This window comes from Paraoerskovia marina DSM 21750, assembly GCF_000701465.1.
Taxonomy (GTDB): Bacteria; Actinomycetota; Actinomycetes; order Actinomycetales; family Cellulomonadaceae; genus Paraoerskovia; species Paraoerskovia marina.
The window spans coordinates 575,937-592,602 of record NZ_JNIY01000004.1; the positions used below are offsets into that span (position 1 = coordinate 575,937).

Genomic DNA, 16,666 nt, shown 5'->3' on the forward strand with positions numbered 1-16,666 from the left:
GGATCATGACCGAACGACTCGCGGAGGACCTTCCCCCGCTGGAGATCCGCACGTTGCGCCAGGGGCACGGTCAGCCTGTGCTGCTGCTCCACGCGTTCCCGGTCGACCACCGGATGTGGTCGCCCGTCGCCCAGCTCTTCCCGGCTGGGCAGACAGTGCTGGCGATCGACTCCTACGGTGCGGGGCACGACGCCGTCTGGCCGGAGACTCCCTCGCTGGACCTGGCGGCGGACGCGGTCGTCTCGGCACTGCACCGCGCGGGATTCGACCGCGCGGTCGTCGCCGGGTTGTCGATGGGCGGATATCTCGCCCTGGCGATCGCCGACCGACACCCGGACGTCGTGGCCGGGCTCGGCCTGCTCGACACGAAGTCGACCGCCGACACGCCTGAGGCGCTGGCGAACCGCGCACGGTCGGCCGAGGCGATGTTCGCCGAGCGGTCGGTGAACCCCGTCCTGGGAATGGCGGCGTCGCTGCCGTCGCCCGAGAGCATCCGCAAGGACCCGGGGCTGACGTCGCGCGTCGAGGAGCTCATCCTCCGACAGCAGCCCGAGGGCCTCGCCTGGTGCCAGCGGGCCATGGCCGCGCGGCCAGACCGCACGGGCGTCGTCACCGTTGCGCCGGGCCCCGTGCTCGTCCTCGTCGGGAGCGAGGACAGGACGACTCCGGTCTCGGCGTCCGAGCACATGGTGGTCGCCCGGCGCGACGCCGAGCTGGTCGTCGTCCCGGACGTCGGGCATCTCTCCGCGCTGGAGGCTCCCCAGGCCGTGACGGACGCGCTGGTCGGCCTGATCGAGCGCAGCAGTCCGGTCTAGCCGTTCGGCTCCGCCCGCGGCGGCACCTGGTCGAGGACGAGCGCGAGCGCGTCGGTGATGTCGATGGACTCGCCGTCGCGCCCGCCGGCGCCCAGGACCCGGGGCGGGTCGGACGGTTCGGGGGACACCCCACGAAGCCGCGCCGTCAGCCCGCCGGGGGCCGACAGGACGTAGAAGAGTCCGTCGGTCCCCACGGCGACGGACCGGTTCTTGCGGAGGTACCAGCCGCGCAGAGGCGTGCGATAGGTCGACCTGCCGTCGTAGCCGCGCGCTCGGAGCGGCTCCGGCTCAAGACCGCGACGGCTGGCCTCGGCCACGAACTCGGCGATCGCCCGCGCGGCGATCGCCGAGTCCGCCCGCCGTAGCTCGTCCATCGCGCGCGCCTTCTCCTGCGCGGCGTCACGGCGCCGTTCCCGCCAGACGGCGGGGTCGTCGCTCACTTCGTGTCGCCGGTGCTCTCGTCCGTGCTCACGTCGCCCTGGGACGGGGCGGTCTCGGCCGTCGCCGGGCGCTCGGCGACAGACTCGTCCGTCGCAGACACGTCGGTGGCGGGCGCGTCGTCCCCGGTGGCGTCGGGCGCCGGGACCGGCTCGTCGCTCGAGACCGGCTTCGCAGCTCTGGCGCTCTGCTTCTTCTTCGCGCCCGCACTGCCGGACTTGTCCTCGGCACGCAGCGCGCCGGCACGGGCCTGCTGCGCGGGCGTCCCGGACGTCGACGCGTTGTTGGCGAGGAGCGACCGAAGCTCGCCCATGTAGGCGTTGATCGAGTCGTTCTGACGCGTCAGGTCCTCGAGTTGGCGCTGTGCGCTCGAACGCTGGGCGTCGGACTCGGCGTTCGCGTCGGAGACGGTCTGCTCCGCGAACTCCCGAGCCTCGGTGATCACCCGGTCCGCCGTCGTCCGGGCCTCCTCGAGCTGCTGTCGCACGTACTCGTCGGACTCGCGCTGAACCTTCTCGGCCTGCTCGAGCGCGATCGCGACACGCTTCTCGGCGTCGGCCGCGTGCTTCTCGGCGGTCGCGACGTGCTCGTCCGTCTTCTGCTTGGCGTCGGCGTGACGCTGCGCAACCTCCTGCTCGGCCTCCTCGCGGCGTCGGGAGATGTCGAGCTGCGCGGCCGCGAGCTCGGTCCGGGCCTGCTCTCGCAGACCGTCGATCTCCTTGAACCCCGACGCGGAGAGTTCCTCCGCCTCGCGACGGGCGTCGGTCAGGACACGCTCCGCCTCCCGGCGAGCCTGTTCGAGGAGCCCCTCGGCCTCGGCGTGGGCGGCGTCTCGCTGTGCCTTCGTCTCCGACTCGGCGCGACGGCGCATCTCCACGGTCTCCTGCTCCGCGGCCACGCGATCCTCGGTGATCTCGCGCTCGGCGGAGGCTCGCAACGTGCCGAGCTCGCGCTCGAGGCCCGTCCGGCGCTCGCTCTCCTCCGTGCTCAGCGCGGTCTGGATCCGCGTCGCCTCGCGCTCGGCACTGCCGAGGAGCTCCTCGGCCCGGCGCTGGGCGGCAGTCAGCGTCGACTGCGCCTCGGACGCGGAGGTCGTCCGGATCTCCTCGGCCTCGCGGCGCGCCGAGGCGAGCAGCTCGGCGACCTCGGTCTCGGCCCGGGACCGGACCTGTCCGGCCGAGAGCTTGGCGCGGGCCATGATGTCGACCGCCTGCGAGTTGGCCTGCGTCAGGATGTCTGCCGACTGCTCCTCGGCCGAGCGCAGAAGCTGCTCGATCCGGGCGCCGAGGCCGGCGTACGACGGCTTGTCGGCCTCACGGACGGTGCGCTGGGCGTCGGCGAGCTCGGCGCCGAGCTGCATCTGCCGCTGGTCGAGCGCCTCGACCCGCTGGCGTGCGTCGGCAAGCGACTTCTCGAGCTTGGCGACCTGGTTGTCCACCTGGACGCGGTCGTAGCCACGCATCGTGATGGGGAAGAGCGAACGCTCGTCGGACACCTGGAGAACCTCCGGAGTTTTCGGGCCACGTAGCGGATCTCTCGTGGAGTTGCCGCAGGTGACGGTGGAAGTCTTCAGCGTATCGGGTGGGGCCGTTCCCAGACACCCAGACGGTGGCGGAGAACTTCCTCACGCGGCCCCCGGGGTCGCCGACCGTCGTTCGGCCCTATCCTGGGGGAGTCGGACACGAAGGGAACTCGGGTGCTGCGAAAGATCATTGGTGTAGGCCTCATCGTCTTGGGCCTCGTCGCCGCCGGGCTGGGAACAGCCTCGGCGACGGTGTGGCGCCAGAGCGACACGGTCGTCGCGTCCACGAGCGCCGGGGAGGGCGAGACCATGCTCGTCACGGACCCCGGGGTCCTCGACATGGTCGGCGACAGCGTCACGATCAAGGCCACGGCGCCCGGGGATCAGCCCGTCGTCCTGGCGGTCGGGCGTGACGTCGACGTCGACGGCTGGGTCGGCGACGACCCCTACGTCCGTGTCACGGGGATGTCGAACATGTCGACCCTGTCCGCCGACCTCGTCGCGGCCCCGACGGAGGAACCGGCCGAGGACGCGACCGAGGAGCCCACGGACGGTGCCGAGACCGAGGAGGAGCCCGTCGTCGGGCCCGACCCCTCGGGTTCGGACATGTGGGTGGCCGTGTCCGAGGGAGAGGGCGAGGCGACGCTTCGCTGGACCGACCAGCCGGGCCGGTGGAGCCTGATCGCCGCCGGTGTCGGTGAGGGCGCGCAGGCCCCGTCGCTCGAGCTCACGTGGCCCCGCGAGACCTCCACGCCGTGGCTCTGGCCCGGTGTGATCGTCGGCGCCGTGCTCGTCCTGCTCGGCATCCTGGTCCTCGTGCTCCGTCGCAAGCGTCGCCGTCCCGCGAAGTCCCGACGTGCGGTCGCGCGCTCGGCAGACGGCTCGGGCGCGTCGGGCACCGCCCCGGGTGATCCGGACGACGGCGGGACCGCGGGCCCCGATCGCCCCACGCCCACCACAGAGGTCGACGCGGCCGAGACCGCGCAGTTCCCGGCCGTCGTGGACGTGCCCGCCGACGACGCGCCCGCCGCCCCGGTCGTGATGACCCGGCGAGAGATGCGTGAGCGGGCGGCTCGTGAGCAGGCAGCGCGGGACAGCGCCGCCGGTGACGAGACGGAGACCCCGGCGATCACGACGCCGAAGAAGAAGGGGCGCCTGCGACGGAAGAGCCGGCGCGAGACCCTGCCGGAGAACGCCGCCGCCGCACCCCCTGCGTCCTCCGCGCCGTTCCCGGCGGCACCGGAACCCGGTGCCACCCCGCCGCCGTTCCCCGACGAGTTCACGTCGACCCTGACAGGGTCCGACGCCGACGTGCCCGCTCCGCCGAGCTCCCCGGTCGGCGGCTCCGACGAGGGCAGCGCACCGGGATGGCCCGGTTCGGCGATCGCCGACGAGAGCAGCAGGCCTGCCCCGAGAAGCTCCACGGCCGACGCGTGGCGGCGCACGTGGGGATTCGACACCACCAACGACGACACCGACGGAGGAGAACGATGACGCCGCAGGGACGCCGACGGACCGCGGCGCTGGCCGTCGTCACGGCCATCGTGCTCGCCGGGTGCGCCGAGTCGATTCCGGTGCCGCAGCCCGAGGACGCCCCGGACCAGCCCGGCCCGGCGCTCACGGTGCAGCAGGAGCAGGAGGTCAAGGCCTCGATCGCGGACGTGCTCACGACCGCGACCGAGGAGCAGGACTCCGACCTTCTCGAGACACGGGTCAGCGGGCCCGCCGACGCGATGCGCACGGCGGAGCTCAAGGCGGCCAAGGCTGCCGACGACCCGGAGCTCGTCACGGCGCTGCCCACGGAGACCCAGCAGGACATCATCCCGGCCTCGGACGAGTGGCCGCGCGTCGGCATGTCGATCACCGTCGCCGCCGAGGACGCGCAGTCGCCGCGACTGATCGTCACCGAGCAGGCCGACGCCCGCTCGAACTACTCCCTGTGGGCCTGGGTCCGGCTCTTTCCGGACACGACGCTGCCGGCCTTCGCCGCGGCCGAGGTCGGGTCCCCGGTCCTCGCACCCGACACCGAGTCGCTGCTGATCTCCCCGGCCGACGCCGTCACGCAGTACGCCGACGTCCTGAATCTCGGCGGCGACTCCGAGTTCGCCGACACGTTCGGCGACGACCCTTACCGCTCCCGCGTGGAGAGCACCTCCGAGGTCCAGTCCGAGGCGATGCAGGGCATCGAGGGGACCTACACGAACACCTTCTCGGTGATCGAGGACCAGACGCCGCGCACGATGGGAACGGCAGACGGCGGTGCCGTGGTCGTCGGCGCCGTGAAGTCCGTGGAGAAGTTCGAGGGACCCGACGGCTCGACGATCAGCCCGCCCCAGACCGACACCGCCGAGGCGCTGTTCGGTGACGCCGACGCCTCCGAGACGTTGAACATCACCTCGCTCACGACGGTCGCGATCTACGTGCCGCCGGCAGGGTCCGAGGAGACGGTCCAGGTGCTCGGCGCGGAGAACGTCACGACGAAGGTGGCTCCGTAGCACGGCGTCGGGCGGGCTCCGGCCCCTAGACTGGGTGGCATGAGTGATGTGAACCCCCAGTCCTCTTTTGACGTGCGTGGAGCGGTCGACCTGGCGGCTCTGGCTCGCCCGCAGTCCCCGCCGCCCGGCCAGCCGGGAGGCGCCCCGGCGCCGGGGGGATACGTCGTCGACGTGACGGCGGCCTCCTTCGAGGAGATCGTCCAGGGTTCGACGCAGTATCCCGTGGTCGTCCTGCTCTGGCTGCCGACCGACGAGGCGAACGCGAAGGTGGCCGCAGATCTCGGCACGCTCGCCGACGACTACGCGGGCCGCTTCCTCCTGGCCCGCGTCGACGCCCAGGCTGAGCAGCAGATCGCCGCTGCGTTCCAGGTCGAGGGTGTCCCCACGGTCGTCCTGCTCCTCAACGGGCAGCCGTTCCCCCTCTTCCAGGGCGGCGCAGAGCTGGAGCAGATGCGCCAGGTCTTCGACGAGATCCTCCAGCAGGCCGAGGCGAACGGGATCGTCGGACGGGCCCCGCTCCAGGGCGAGGCCCCGGAGACGGCGGAGGAGTCGGAACCCGAGCAGGAGCCCGAGCTGCCCCCGCTCCACCAGGAGGCGTACGACGCGATCGAGCGCGACGACTTCGAGGCCGCGGCCGCCGCGTTCACCAAGGCGTCGAAGCAGGACCCGAAGGACGAGCTCGCGGTGGCCGGGCTCGCGCAGGTCGGTCTGCTCAGCCGGACCCGCGGGAAGGACCTTGCGCAGGTCCGCAAGGCCGCCGCAGACGCACCGACCGACGTCGACGCCCAGCTCGACGTCGCGGACATGGACATGCTCGGGGGGAAGGTGGAGGACGCGCTCGGAAGGCTTCTCGAGCTTCTGCCAGGCCTCGACGCCGACGCCAAGGAGAAGATCCGGGTCCGGCTCCTCGACTACTTCCAGGTGGTCGGCACGCAGGACCCGCGGGTCGCGAAGGCACGCCAGCAGCTAGCGATCTCCCTGTACTGACGGAAGGGTCGGCGAGTCGGGCCGACACAGCACGAAGGGGCCCGCGCCGATGCGCGGGCCCCTTCGTACTGTGTCGCCCTACGCCGGGCGGCCTCAGGTCACGACGTCCGGACGTGCTCGAGGTACAGCACGCCGAGAGGTGGAACGGTCACGGAGGCCGAGAACCGCCGGCCACCGTGGGGCCGCGCCTCGGACGTCACGGCGCCGAGGTTGCCGACGCCGGAGCCGCCGTACGCCTCGGAGTCGGTGTTGACGACCTCGTTCCACGTCCCGCCCTGGGGAAGCGGCAGGCGGTAGTTCTCGTGCGGGCTGCCGGAGAAGTTCACGACGACGGCAACGTCGGCGCCGTCGCCGTCCCGGCGCACGTAGGCGAGCAGGTTGCGGTCGGCGTCGTCGGAGACGAGCCACTCGAACCCTGCGGGATCTGCGTCGAGGTCCCAGAGTGCCGGTGTGCGGCGGTAGACGGCGTTCAGGTCGCGGACCAGCTGCTGGATCCCCGCGTGCCCGGGCGACCCGAGAGCCGCCCAGTCGAGACCCGCACCCTCGCTCCACTCGCTCGTCTGCCCGAACTCGCCGCCCATGAACAGCAGCTGCTTGCCGGGGTGCGACCACTGATAGGCGAGGAGGGTGCGAAGGTTGGCGCGCTTCTGCCAGTCGTCGCCGGGCATCTTGCCGTAGAGCGATCCCTTGCCGTGGACGACCTCGTCGTGGCTGAGCGGCAGGACGAACTGTTCGGAGTACGCGTACACCAGCGAGAACGTGACCTCCTGGTGGTGGTAGCGGCGGTTGACCGGGTCCTTGGCGAGGTAGCGCAGGGTGTCGTTCATCCAGCCCATGTTCCACTTGAGCCCGAACCCCAGGCCGCCGGCGTCGGTCGGCCTGGTCACGCCGGGCCAGGCCGTGGACTCCTCGGCGATCATCATGATGCCGGGCACCCGCCGGTACGCCGTGGCGTTCGCCTCCTGGAGGAAGGCGATGGCCTCGAGGTTCTCGCGTCCACCGTGGATGTTGGGGTGCCACTGTCCGGGGTTGCGGGAGTAGTCGAGGTACAGCATCGACGCGACCGCGTCGACACGAAGTCCGTCGAGGTGGAACTCCTCGAGCCAGTACGTGGCGTTCGCGACGAGGAAGTTGCGAACCTCGGGGCGGCCGAAGTCGAAGACGTACGTCCCCCAGTCGGGCTGCTCGCCGCGCAGCGGGTCGGCGTGCTCGTAGAGCGGTGTCCCGTCGAACCGGGCCAGGGCCCACGAGTCCTTGGGAAAGTGCGCAGGAACCCAGTCGAGGATGACACCGACCCCGGCCTGGTGGAGGCGGTCGACGAGGTGACGGAAGTCGTCGGGGGACCCGAACCGCGACGTCGGCGCGTAGTACCCCGTGACCTGGTACCCCCAGGACCCGCCGAACGGGTGCTCGGCCACGGGCATGAGCTCCACGTGCGTGAACCCCTGCTCGACGACGTACGCGGTGAGCTGGTCGGCCAGCTCCCGGTAGCCGAGACCGGGACGCCAGGACCCGAGGTGGACCTCGTAGGTGCTGATCGGGCCCTGGTGCGGGTCACGCCGTGCCCGGTCCGACAACCAGTGGTCGTCGCCCCAGACGTAGGTCGAGTCCACGACGACGCTGGCCGTCGCCGGAGGCACCTCGGCGGACTTGGCCAGCGGGTCCGCCTTCTGCACCCAGGAGCCGTCGTGCGTCCAGATCTCGAACTTGTAGGTGGACCCCGCGCCGACGTCGGGCACGAAGAGTTCCCAGATGCCGCTGCCGCCCAGCGAGCGCATCGCGTGGCCGACGCCGCTCCACCCGTTGAACTCGCCGACGACCCGGACGGCGCGGGCGTTCGGTGCCCAGACCGCGAACGACGTCCCGACGACGTCACCCAGCACGCCGGGGTAGTGCCGCACGTTGGCGCCGAGCACCGTCCAGAGCTGCTCGTGGCGTCCCTCGCGGACCAGGTGCTCGTCGACCTCGCCGACCGTGGGGAGGAACCGATACGGGTCGTCCGCCGTGTGCACCGTCTCGTCGTACCGGGCGCGGATCCGGTAGTCCGGGACCTGCCCGTCGGCCGTCGGCACCGTGACCGTCCAGACGCCCTCGTGGACGTGCTCCGCCGGGTGCTCGGCGTCGCGGGTGATCAGCGTGACCTCGTCGGCCAGGGGGCGGCGGACGCGCACCACGGTGGTGCGTCCGTCGGCGTCCGGGTGCGGGCCGAGGATCGAGTGCGGGGAGTGGTGGCGACCCTGCGCGACGACGGAGAGCAGCTCGGGCGACAGGGTTTCAGGCTGCAGTTCGGGCGTCATGGGTTCACTGTTCCATGCCCGGCGCGCGCATGCATCGAGGCGCCTAGATCTCGTTCCTCAGGAGACGGTCGACGGCCTCAAGCGGGATCCACGTCCACGTGGGGCGGTTCGTCGACTCGTAGACGACCTCGTAGAGGGCCTTGTCGAGCACGAGCGCGCGCACGAGGGTCTCGGCCGCGTCCTCGTGCTCGTCGGGAAACCGTGCCTCGCGACGGTACGCCGCCAGGAACGCGGTCCGGGCGTCGACCACCCACCGAGGGTCCTGGGCCCCGCCGACCGCGGCGGCGTAGTCGAACGACCGGAGGACGCCCGCGACGTCGCGCATCACCAGGTCGGCGCGCGTCCGTTCCGCGACCGGGCGCAGGGGCTCACCCTCGAAGTCGAGGACCTTCCACCCGAGCTCGCGGGAGTTCAGCGCCTGCCCGAGGTGGAGGTCGCCGTGGACGTGCTGCAGGACGGGGCGCTGCGAGGTCGCTGCGAGCCGGCGCTCGGCGTCGTCGTAGAACGCCGCGACGTCGGCCGCCGTGCGAGCCAGGAGAGGGGCCCGCTGCGCCGCCTCGGTCGCGCGGCGTCGGAGGTCGGTGAACAGCCAGTCCACGTCGAGCGGTTCCCCGACGGGGAGGACGTCGCGCAGCGCGGCGTGCATCCGGGCGACCTGCTCGCCGAGGTCGGCAGCGAGATCGGCGAAGGACTCGCCCTGACGTGCGTAGGAGCACGCGAGGTCGAACCCGTCGCGCGCGCTGCCGATCAGCTCCGCGACGATGACGAGGTGCGCGAGGTCGGCACCGGCGCTCGGCGTGTCGTCGTCCTCCCACGTCCCGGTCAACCACGCGAGCGGTCGGGGGACGCCGCGCCAGCCGCCGTGGGCCAACGCACGCGGGAGGGTGACGTCGGGGTTGGGACCGATCGCGACCGCACGCATGACCTTGAACATGACGCCGCCGGCGACGTCCGGCAGACGGACCGAGCTGTTGGACTGCTCGACGCGCAGAAGCCTGCCGGAGGCGAGGGTCTGCGTCGAGAGCTCGCCCGGGTCGACGTCCCAGGTGCTCGTCTCCAGAGACGCGAGCCAGAACGCGGGGTGCGCGGCGCCGTCGTGCACCCGCAGGAGCGTGCCGTCCTCACCGCGGACGACGCCGATCACGGCCGCGTCCTCCGGCTCGTCCGTCACGACCGACCCGTCCACCCGCTCGAGCACGACGGGCACGTGGATCACCAGGTCGACGCCGTCGCCGACCAGGCGCAGGAGGTGCGACTGCGTCACCAGGCCCGGCGGGGACGGGAGAGTGTAGGAGACCCACGGGAGGGTCTCGACCGCGACGTCCTTGACCGGGAACCACCGCCGTCGAGGCAGCCAGGTGTCGAGCAGGCCGAGCAGATCCGCCGACGGTGGCGCGCAGCGGTCCTCGACCGCGAGCACGTGGCCGTCTCGTCCGACCCTGTCGATCCCTGACTCGTCTGCCACGTCGTCCTCCGTCGGTGTGCTGGGGCGTGCCTAGCCGGCGGAAGCCTCCCCGACCGTGAGCCAGTAGAAGTCCCGCGACCCCAAGGTCATCACGACTGTGCCGTCCTCGCCCACGGGAGGGAAGGACGCCCCGCCGAACACGTCCGTCAACGAGGACCCCGAGCACGCCGACAGCTGGAGGCGCGCCGAGCGTGCGGTCGCCGAGAGGTTGAAGACGCACAGCAGCGTCTCCTCCGGCGTCCTGCGCAGGAACGCGAGCACGGCCGGGTCGTCGCACTCGACGGCCTCGAACGTGCCGGTCCCGAACCCGGGGTGCTGCCGTCGGACGGCGAGCATCCCGTGGACCCAGTGCAGCAGCGACGTCGGCTGTGCGAGCTGCACCTCGACGTTGGTGTGCTGGTAGTGGTGCACCAACGACTGCACGAGCGGGAGGTGCAGCTTGCCCGGGTCCGCCGTGGAGAACCCGGCGTTGCGGTCCGGCGTCCACTGCATCGGCGTGCGGACCGAGTCCCGGTCCGGCAACCAGATGTTGTCGCCCATGCCGATCTCGTCGCCGTAGTACAGGCACGGGCTGCCCGGGAGCGACAGGAGCAGGGCGTGGGCCAGGTGGATCTCCGCGCGGGAGTTGTCGAGCAGCGGTGCCAGACGACGCCGGATCCCCACGTTGGCCCGCATCCGCGGGTCGGGGGCGAACCAGCCGTACATCGTGGCGCGCTCCTCCGTCGAGACCATCTCGAGCGTCAGCTCGTCGTGGTTGCGCAGGAAGGTCGACCACTGCGCTCCCGCCGGGATCTCGGGGGTGTCGGCGAGGATGTCGACGATCGGCGCGGCGCGCTCGTCCTTGATCGAGTAGTAGATCCGCGGCATCACGGGGAAGTGGAAGCACATGTGGCACTCGGGGTCGTCGTCGGTCCCGAAGTAGTCGACGACCTCGTTCGGCCACTGGTTCGCCTCGGCGAGCATGATCCGGCCCGGGAACTCCGTGTCCACCATCTGCCGTACCCGGCGCAGGAACTCGTGCGTGCGCGGGAGGTTCTCGCAGTTGGTCCCCTCCTCCTCGAAGAGGTACGGCACGGCGTCGAGCCGGAACCCGTCGACCCCCGCCTGCAGCCAGAACCGTGCGACGTCGAGCATGGAGTCGACGACGCGGGGGTTCTCGAAGTTCAGGTCGGGCTGGTGCGAGAAGAACCGGTGCCAGAAGTACTGGCGGCGCACCGGGTCGAACGTCCAGTTCGACGTCTCCGTGTCCACGAAGATGATGCGCGCGTCACCGTACTTCTCGTTGTCGTCGCTCCACACGTAGTAGTCGCCGTACGGGCCCTCGGGGTCCGCGCGTGAGGCCTGGAACCACGGGTGCTGGTCGCTCGTGTGGTTCATCACCAGGTCGATGACGATCCGGATCCCGCGCGCGTGCGCCTCCGCGATCAGCTCGGTGAACTCGGCCATGCTCCCGTACTGCGACGCGATCGCGGTGTAGTCCGCGACGTCGTACCCGCCGTCGCGCAACGGCGACGGGTAGAACGGGGGGAGCCAGAGGCAGTCGATGCCGAGCCACTGCAGGTAGTCGAGTCGGTCGACGAGCCCGCGCAGGTCGCCGTGACCGGCGTCGCCCGAGTCGGAGAACGACCGCAGCATCACCTCGTAGAAGACGGCGGTCTTGTACCAGGTCGGGTCGTCCTGGAGACCTTCGTGATCCTTGCCGGGCGGCGTCGGCTGGCGGCGTGGGGGCAGGGCCCCGAACGGAGCCGGCTGTGCTGCGATGCTCATGCCTCCACCTCGATCACGTGGGCGACCTGCACGGTCGGTTCGAGTCGTACGTACGGTCGCGGACCCCACCCGTAGGTCGCCCCCGACAACAGGTCGTGCGCGACGAACGTGGGTGTGGCCCCGTCGCCCGTGGGTGCGAGCCCGAGTGCCGCGACGTCGAGGTCGACGACCGCCTCCTGGGTGTTCCAGGGGTCGAGGTTCACCACCACGATCATCGTGTCCGGACGCCCGGTCGGGGAGTGCTCCGCGTCGAGGTGGCGGGAGAAGGCGACCACCTGGTCGTTCGACGTCGCGTGGACCGTGAGGTTGCGCAGGTTCTGGAACGCGGGGTGCGCGCGGCGGACCTCGTTCAGGCGGGTGACGAGGGTCGCGACGCCGATCTCCTCCGCCCGCGCCCAGTCGCGCGGCTTGAACTCGTACTTCTCGTTGTCGATCTGCTCCTCGACACCGGGCCGCGGCACGTTCTCCACCAGCTCGTACCCGGCGTACATGCCCCACGTCGGAGAGCCGAGTGCGGCCAGCACCGCGCGGACGCAGAAGCCGGCCACCCCGCCGTGCTGAAGGTACGGCGGGAGGATGTCGTGCGTCGTCGGCCAGAAGCTCGGGCGCATCACGGACCCGAGGGCACCGGAGGTCGTGGCCAGGTACTCCTCGACCTCCTCCTTCGTGTTCCGCCACGTGAAGTACGTGTACGACTGGTGGAACCCGATGGCGGCGAGCGTGCGCATCATCGCGGGCTTCGTGAACGCCTCCGACAGGAAGATCACCCCCGGGTCCGAGGCGCGGACCTCGGCCAGCAGACGTTCCCAGAAGCTCAGCGGCTTGGTGTGCGGGTTGTCCACGCGGAACGCGGTCACACCGCGGCGGATCCACACACGCACGACCCGCAGGATCTCGGCGTAGATGCCCTCCGGGTCGTTGTCGAAGTTCAGCGGGTAGATGTCCTGGTACTTCTTCGGCGGGTTCTCGGCGTACGCGATCGAGCCGTCGGCACGCGTCGTGAACCACTCCGGGTGCTCCGCGACCCAGGGGTGGTCGGGCGAGCACTGCAGCGCCAGGTCGATCGCCACCTCCATGCCCAGACCACGCGCCCGTCGGACGAACTCGCGGAAGCTGCGCTCCGACCCCAGCTCCGGATGGATCGCGTCGTGCCCGCCGTCGGGCGACCCGATCGCGTACGGCGAGCCGGGGTCGCCCGGCTGTGCGGCGAGGGAGTTGTTCCGTCCCTTGCGGTGGGTCGTGCCGATCGGGTGGATCGGCGTCAGGTACACGACGTCGAAACCCATCGCCGCGATCGCGGGCAGGCGACGGGCCGCGCTCGTGAACGTCCCCGACCGCCACGTGCCGTCCCGGAGCTGACGTGCACCCTCCGAGCGAGGGAACATCTCGTACCAGGCACCGGATACGGCGAGGGGACGGTCGACACGCAGCGGGTAGTCGGCGGACGGCGAGACGACGTCGCGCAGCGGGGTGCGCTCCAGCGCCCGGCGGACCTCGGGGGAGGTCGCGGCCGCGAGCCGCGCCCGGGCCGGACGTCCACGGTCGGCGAGAGCGACCGCGGCGTCACGGAGCGTGACGGCGTCGGCGCGAGAGTGCTCCAGCGCCGTGATGCGGCCGAAGAGGAGGACGCCCTCGGCGAGCATGAGGTCGACGTCCACGCCGGCGTCGATCTTCACCGTCGCGTCGTGCGCCCACGTGGCGTACGGGTCCGACCAGCCCTCGACCCGGAACGTCCAGTCGCCCTCACGGTCGGGCGAGACCAGCGCGCGGAAACGGTCGAGGCCCGGTGCGACGTCGACCATCGTCGCCCGCGCGTGCACCCGACCGTCGGGGTCGGTCAGTACCGCCGTCGCGGAGACGGCGTCGTGCCCCTCGCGGAAGACCGTGGCCTCGACGGGGACGACCTCGCCCGGCGTGGACTTCGCCGGCCAGCGGCCGGACTCGACGGTCGGAGCCACGTCGAGCACGGGGATGCGGCCGATCGGTGCGGTCAGGACACTGGGCGAGGTGGACGTCACGGACCCAACCTAACGAGCCGGAGGCCCTCGACGCACCACGGCGCCGCGTGGCGCGCGCGAGTGTTCACACGATCGTCGCACCGCCGTCGCCCGATCCCTGGGCCACCCGACCGATTGATGCGTAGAGTCGGTTGACGTGAGAGCTATCCGTCGATTCACCGTCCGAACGCTGCTGCCCCGCGAGATCGCCGACCTGGACGACCTGGCGCACGACCTCCGCTGGTCGTGGCACGAGCCGTCGCGCAGGATCTTCGCCGACCTCGACCCCGAGCTGTGGCGCGAGGTCCACGGCGACCCCGTCGCGCTCCTCGGCGCGCTCGGTGCGGAGCGCCTGGCGGCGCTCGCGGCCGACCAGGGCTTCGTCGAGCGCGTGCGTGAGGCCGTGCGTGACCTGCGCGACTATCACGAGCGCGACCGCTGGTACCAGCACCGCGCGGAGGAGCTCGCCGGGTCGCCGACCCCGCTGCCGCGCGCGATCGCGTACTTCTCGCCGGAGTTCGGCATCACGTCGGTCCTGCCCCAGTACTCGGGCGGCCTCGGGATCCTCGCCGGTGACCACCTCAAGTCCGCGAGCGACCTCGGTGTGCCGATCGTCGGCGTCGGACTCCTCTACGGCTCCGGGTACTTCAAGCAGTCCCTGACCCGCGACGGTTGGCAGGCGGAGACCTACCCCGTCCTCGACCCCGACGGGCTCCCGCTGAGCGTCCTTCGAGAGGAGGACGGCAGCCCGGCCGTCGTGACTGTCGGGCTGCCCGGGGGCCGTGCGCTGCACGCGCACGTCCGCGTCGCCACCGTCGGGCGGGTCCCGCTCCTCCTGCTCGACGCCAACGTCCCGGAGAACGACGACGCCGCGCGCAAGGTCACCGACCGGCTCTACGGCGGAGGCGGCGAGCACCGGCTGCAGCAGGAGCTCCTGCTCGGCGTCGGCGGCGTCCGCGCGCTCCGGCTCTGGTCGCGTCTGACGGGCGCGCCCGCGCCGGAGGTCTACCACACCAACGAGGGACACGCGGGGTTCCTCGGTGTCGAGCGGATCCGCGAGCTCGTCGAGTCGGGGCTCACCTACGTCGAGGCGCTCGAGTCCGTGCGTGCCGGCACCGTCTTCACCACGCACACGCCCGTCCCCGCCGGGATCGACCGGTTCGGCCGCGACCTGATCGGCACCTACTTCGGGGGCGAGTGCGCTCTGCCGGGCGTGCCCGTGGAGCAGGTGCTCGCGCTGGGGGCCGAGGACTACGACGGCGGTGACCCGACGGTCTTCAACATGGCCGTGATGGGACTGCGCCTCGGAGGCCGCGCCAACGGTGTCTCGCTCCTGCACGGCGAGGTCTCGCGCGGGATGTTCAACGGGCTCTGGCCCGGGTTCGACGCCCGGGAGGTGCCGATCACCTCGGTCACCAACGGCGTCCACTCGCCGACCTGGGTCGCGTCGGAGATCCTCGACCTGCAGCGTGACCGGCTCGGCATCGACCCGGTCGCGTCTCCCTCCGCCTCGTTCGACGGGTGGCTCGGCGACGGGGTCGGCGACGAGGAGCTGTGGGCATTGCGGCACACCCTGCGCTCGCGGCTCGTCGAGGAGGGCCGGCGTCGCGTCCGCAAGTCGTGGCGCGACCGCGGGGCCAGCCCCGCCGAGCTCGGGTGGGTCGACGACGTCCTTTCGCCCGACGTCCTCACGATCGGGTTCGCGCGTCGGGTGCCGACATACAAGCGTCTGACGCTGATGCTGCGCGACCCCGAGCGTCTGCGCACGCTGCTGACCGACCCGGAGCGGCCCGTGCAGCTGGTCGTCGCCGGCAAGTCGCACCCTGCCGACGACCAGGGCAAGCGTCTGATCCAGCAGCTCGTGCGGTTCGCCGACGAGCACGACGTGCGTCACCGCATCGTCTTCCTGCCCAACTACGACATCGCGATGGCGCAGGACCTCTACCCGGGCTGCGACGTCTGGCTCAACAACCCGCTGCGCCCGTTGGAGGCCTCGGGGACGTCCGGCATGAAGTCCTCGCTCAACGGCGGCCTCAACCTCTCCATCCTCGACGGATGGTGGGACGAGTGGTTCGACGGCGAGAACGGCTGGGCGATCCCCACGGCCGACGGGGTCGATGACCCCGACCACCGCGACGACCTCGAGGCCGCCGCGTTGTACGACCTGATCGAGCAGCAGGTCGCGCCCCGTTTCTACGACCGGGACGAGCGCGGTGTCCCCGTGCGGTGGCTGCAGATGATCCGACACACCCTGGCCTCGCTCGGCCCGAAGGTGCAGGCCACCCGCATGGTCGCCGAGTACGCCGAGCGCCTGTACGCCCCGGCGGCCGCGGCAGGACGCGCGCTGGACGCCGACCGCTTCTCCGGTGCGCGCGAGCTGGCCGACTGGAAGGGGCGTGTGCGGTCGGGGTGGGACCGCGTGCGCGTCGACCACGTCGAGTCCGGCGGGCTCGGCGAGGTGCCGCAGGTCGGCGACGAGCTGTCGGTGCGAGCCTTCGTCTCGCTCGGCGACCTCGGGCCGGACGACGTCGAGGTGCAGGTCGTGCACGGCGCCGTGGGGGAGGACGACTACATCGAGGAGTTCACCACGACCCCGCTGGCACTCGCCGAGACCTTCGAGGCGGGACGGTGCTCCTTCGGGGGCGCCGTGCGGCTGGAGGCCTCCGGTCCGTTCGGCTACACCGTGCGGGTGGTGCCTCGGCACACCGGGCTTCCGTCGTCCGCCGACATGGGGCTCGTGGCGAACGCCTGACCTCCGACCCCTTGCGCCGAGGTCGACCCGTACACGCGAGGTAGTGCCTGCCAGGGTCGACCTCGCGCGTACGGGTCGACCTCGGCGGGGCGATATCCACAGATTCCGGCGGCGCGAGCCACGGGGCGGTC

The 16,666-nt window shown here is 71.6% G+C and carries 11 protein-coding genes; 5 read left to right on the forward strand and 6 right to left on the reverse strand.

Annotation, left to right across the window (positions count from 1 at the left end):
• Positions 1 to 5 precede the first annotated feature (5 nt).
• On the forward strand, positions 6 to 815 hold the full coding sequence (locus Q343_RS0108785) for an alpha/beta fold hydrolase (RefSeq protein WP_029253211.1): 810 nt from the start codon (positions 6 to 8) through the stop codon (positions 813 to 815).
• On the opposite strand, the gene Q343_RS0108790 is transcribed toward Q343_RS0108785, so the two are convergent.
• Both Q343_RS0108790 and Q343_RS0108795 read right to left on the reverse strand, forming a co-directional pair.
• Positions 812 to 1,255: a hypothetical protein gene (locus Q343_RS0108790; RefSeq protein WP_029253212.1), complete on the reverse strand. Its 444-nt coding sequence runs from the start codon at positions 1,253 to 1,255 to the stop codon at positions 812 to 814. The two genes, Q343_RS0108785 and Q343_RS0108790, sit on opposite strands and share 4 nt — an antisense overlap.
• Complete coding sequence (locus Q343_RS0108795) at positions 1,252 to 2,748, reverse strand: hypothetical protein (protein ID WP_052367032.1); 1,497 nt, start codon at positions 2,746 to 2,748, stop codon at positions 1,252 to 1,254. Before Q343_RS0108795 ends, Q343_RS0108790 begins: the two co-directional genes overlap by 4 nt.
• Positions 2,749 to 2,985: 237 nt before the next feature.
• On the opposite strand from Q343_RS0108795, the gene Q343_RS0108800 reads away from it, so the two are divergent.
• The 3 genes from Q343_RS0108800 to Q343_RS0108810 are packed head-to-tail and all read left to right on the forward strand — an operon-like array spanning position 2,986 to position 6,257.
• Positions 2,986 to 4,269: a hypothetical protein gene (locus Q343_RS0108800; protein ID WP_043109814.1), complete on the forward strand. Its 1,284-nt coding sequence runs from the start codon at positions 2,986 to 2,988 to the stop codon at positions 4,267 to 4,269.
• On the forward strand, positions 4,266 to 5,270 hold the full coding sequence (locus Q343_RS0108805) for a DUF8094 domain-containing protein (RefSeq protein WP_029253215.1): 1,005 nt from the start codon (positions 4,266 to 4,268) through the stop codon (positions 5,268 to 5,270). Before Q343_RS0108800 ends, Q343_RS0108805 begins: the two co-directional genes overlap by 4 nt.
• 39 nt (positions 5,271 to 5,309) lie before the next feature.
• Positions 5,310 to 6,257 (forward strand): co-chaperone YbbN, encoded by a 948-nt coding sequence (locus tag Q343_RS0108810; protein WP_029253216.1) that lies wholly within the window; start codon positions 5,310 to 5,312, stop codon positions 6,255 to 6,257.
• 98 nt (positions 6,258 to 6,355) lie between these two features.
• Here the strand turns inward: Q343_RS0108810 and glgB are convergent, their stop codons facing one another.
• Genes glgB through Q343_RS0108830 form a run of 4 tightly spaced genes read right to left on the reverse strand, consistent with a single transcriptional unit; the run spans position 6,356 to position 13,804 of the window.
• Positions 6,356 to 8,554, reverse strand: coding sequence for a 1,4-alpha-glucan branching protein GlgB (glgB, locus tag Q343_RS0108815; protein WP_029253217.1), 2,199 nt, complete (start codon positions 8,552 to 8,554; stop codon positions 6,356 to 6,358).
• A gap of 43 nt (positions 8,555 to 8,597) precedes the next feature.
• Positions 8,598 to 10,019 carry a maltokinase N-terminal cap-like domain-containing protein gene (locus Q343_RS0108820; protein ID WP_081829729.1) on the reverse strand — a complete coding sequence of 474 codons (1,422 nt, stop codon included), beginning with the start codon at positions 10,017 to 10,019 and terminating at the stop codon, positions 8,598 to 8,600.
• A gap of 30 nt (positions 10,020 to 10,049) precedes the next feature.
• Positions 10,050 to 11,786: a maltose alpha-D-glucosyltransferase gene (gene treS / locus Q343_RS0108825; RefSeq protein WP_029253219.1), complete on the reverse strand. Its 1,737-nt coding sequence runs from the start codon at positions 11,784 to 11,786 to the stop codon at positions 10,050 to 10,052.
• The gene (locus Q343_RS0108830; protein WP_052367033.1) at positions 11,783 to 13,804 is read right to left on the reverse strand and encodes an alpha-1,4-glucan--maltose-1-phosphate maltosyltransferase; all 2,022 of its coding nucleotides are present in this window, start codon (positions 13,802 to 13,804) and stop codon (positions 11,783 to 11,785) included. The genes treS and Q343_RS0108830 overlap by 4 nt, the downstream gene beginning before the upstream one ends.
• A gap of 136 nt (positions 13,805 to 13,940) precedes the next feature.
• On the opposite strand from Q343_RS0108830, the gene glgP reads away from it, so the two are divergent.
• Complete coding sequence (glgP, locus tag Q343_RS0108835; RefSeq protein ID WP_029253221.1) at positions 13,941 to 16,535, forward strand: alpha-glucan family phosphorylase; 2,595 nt, start codon at positions 13,941 to 13,943, stop codon at positions 16,533 to 16,535.
• Positions 16,536 to 16,666 lie beyond the last annotated feature (131 nt).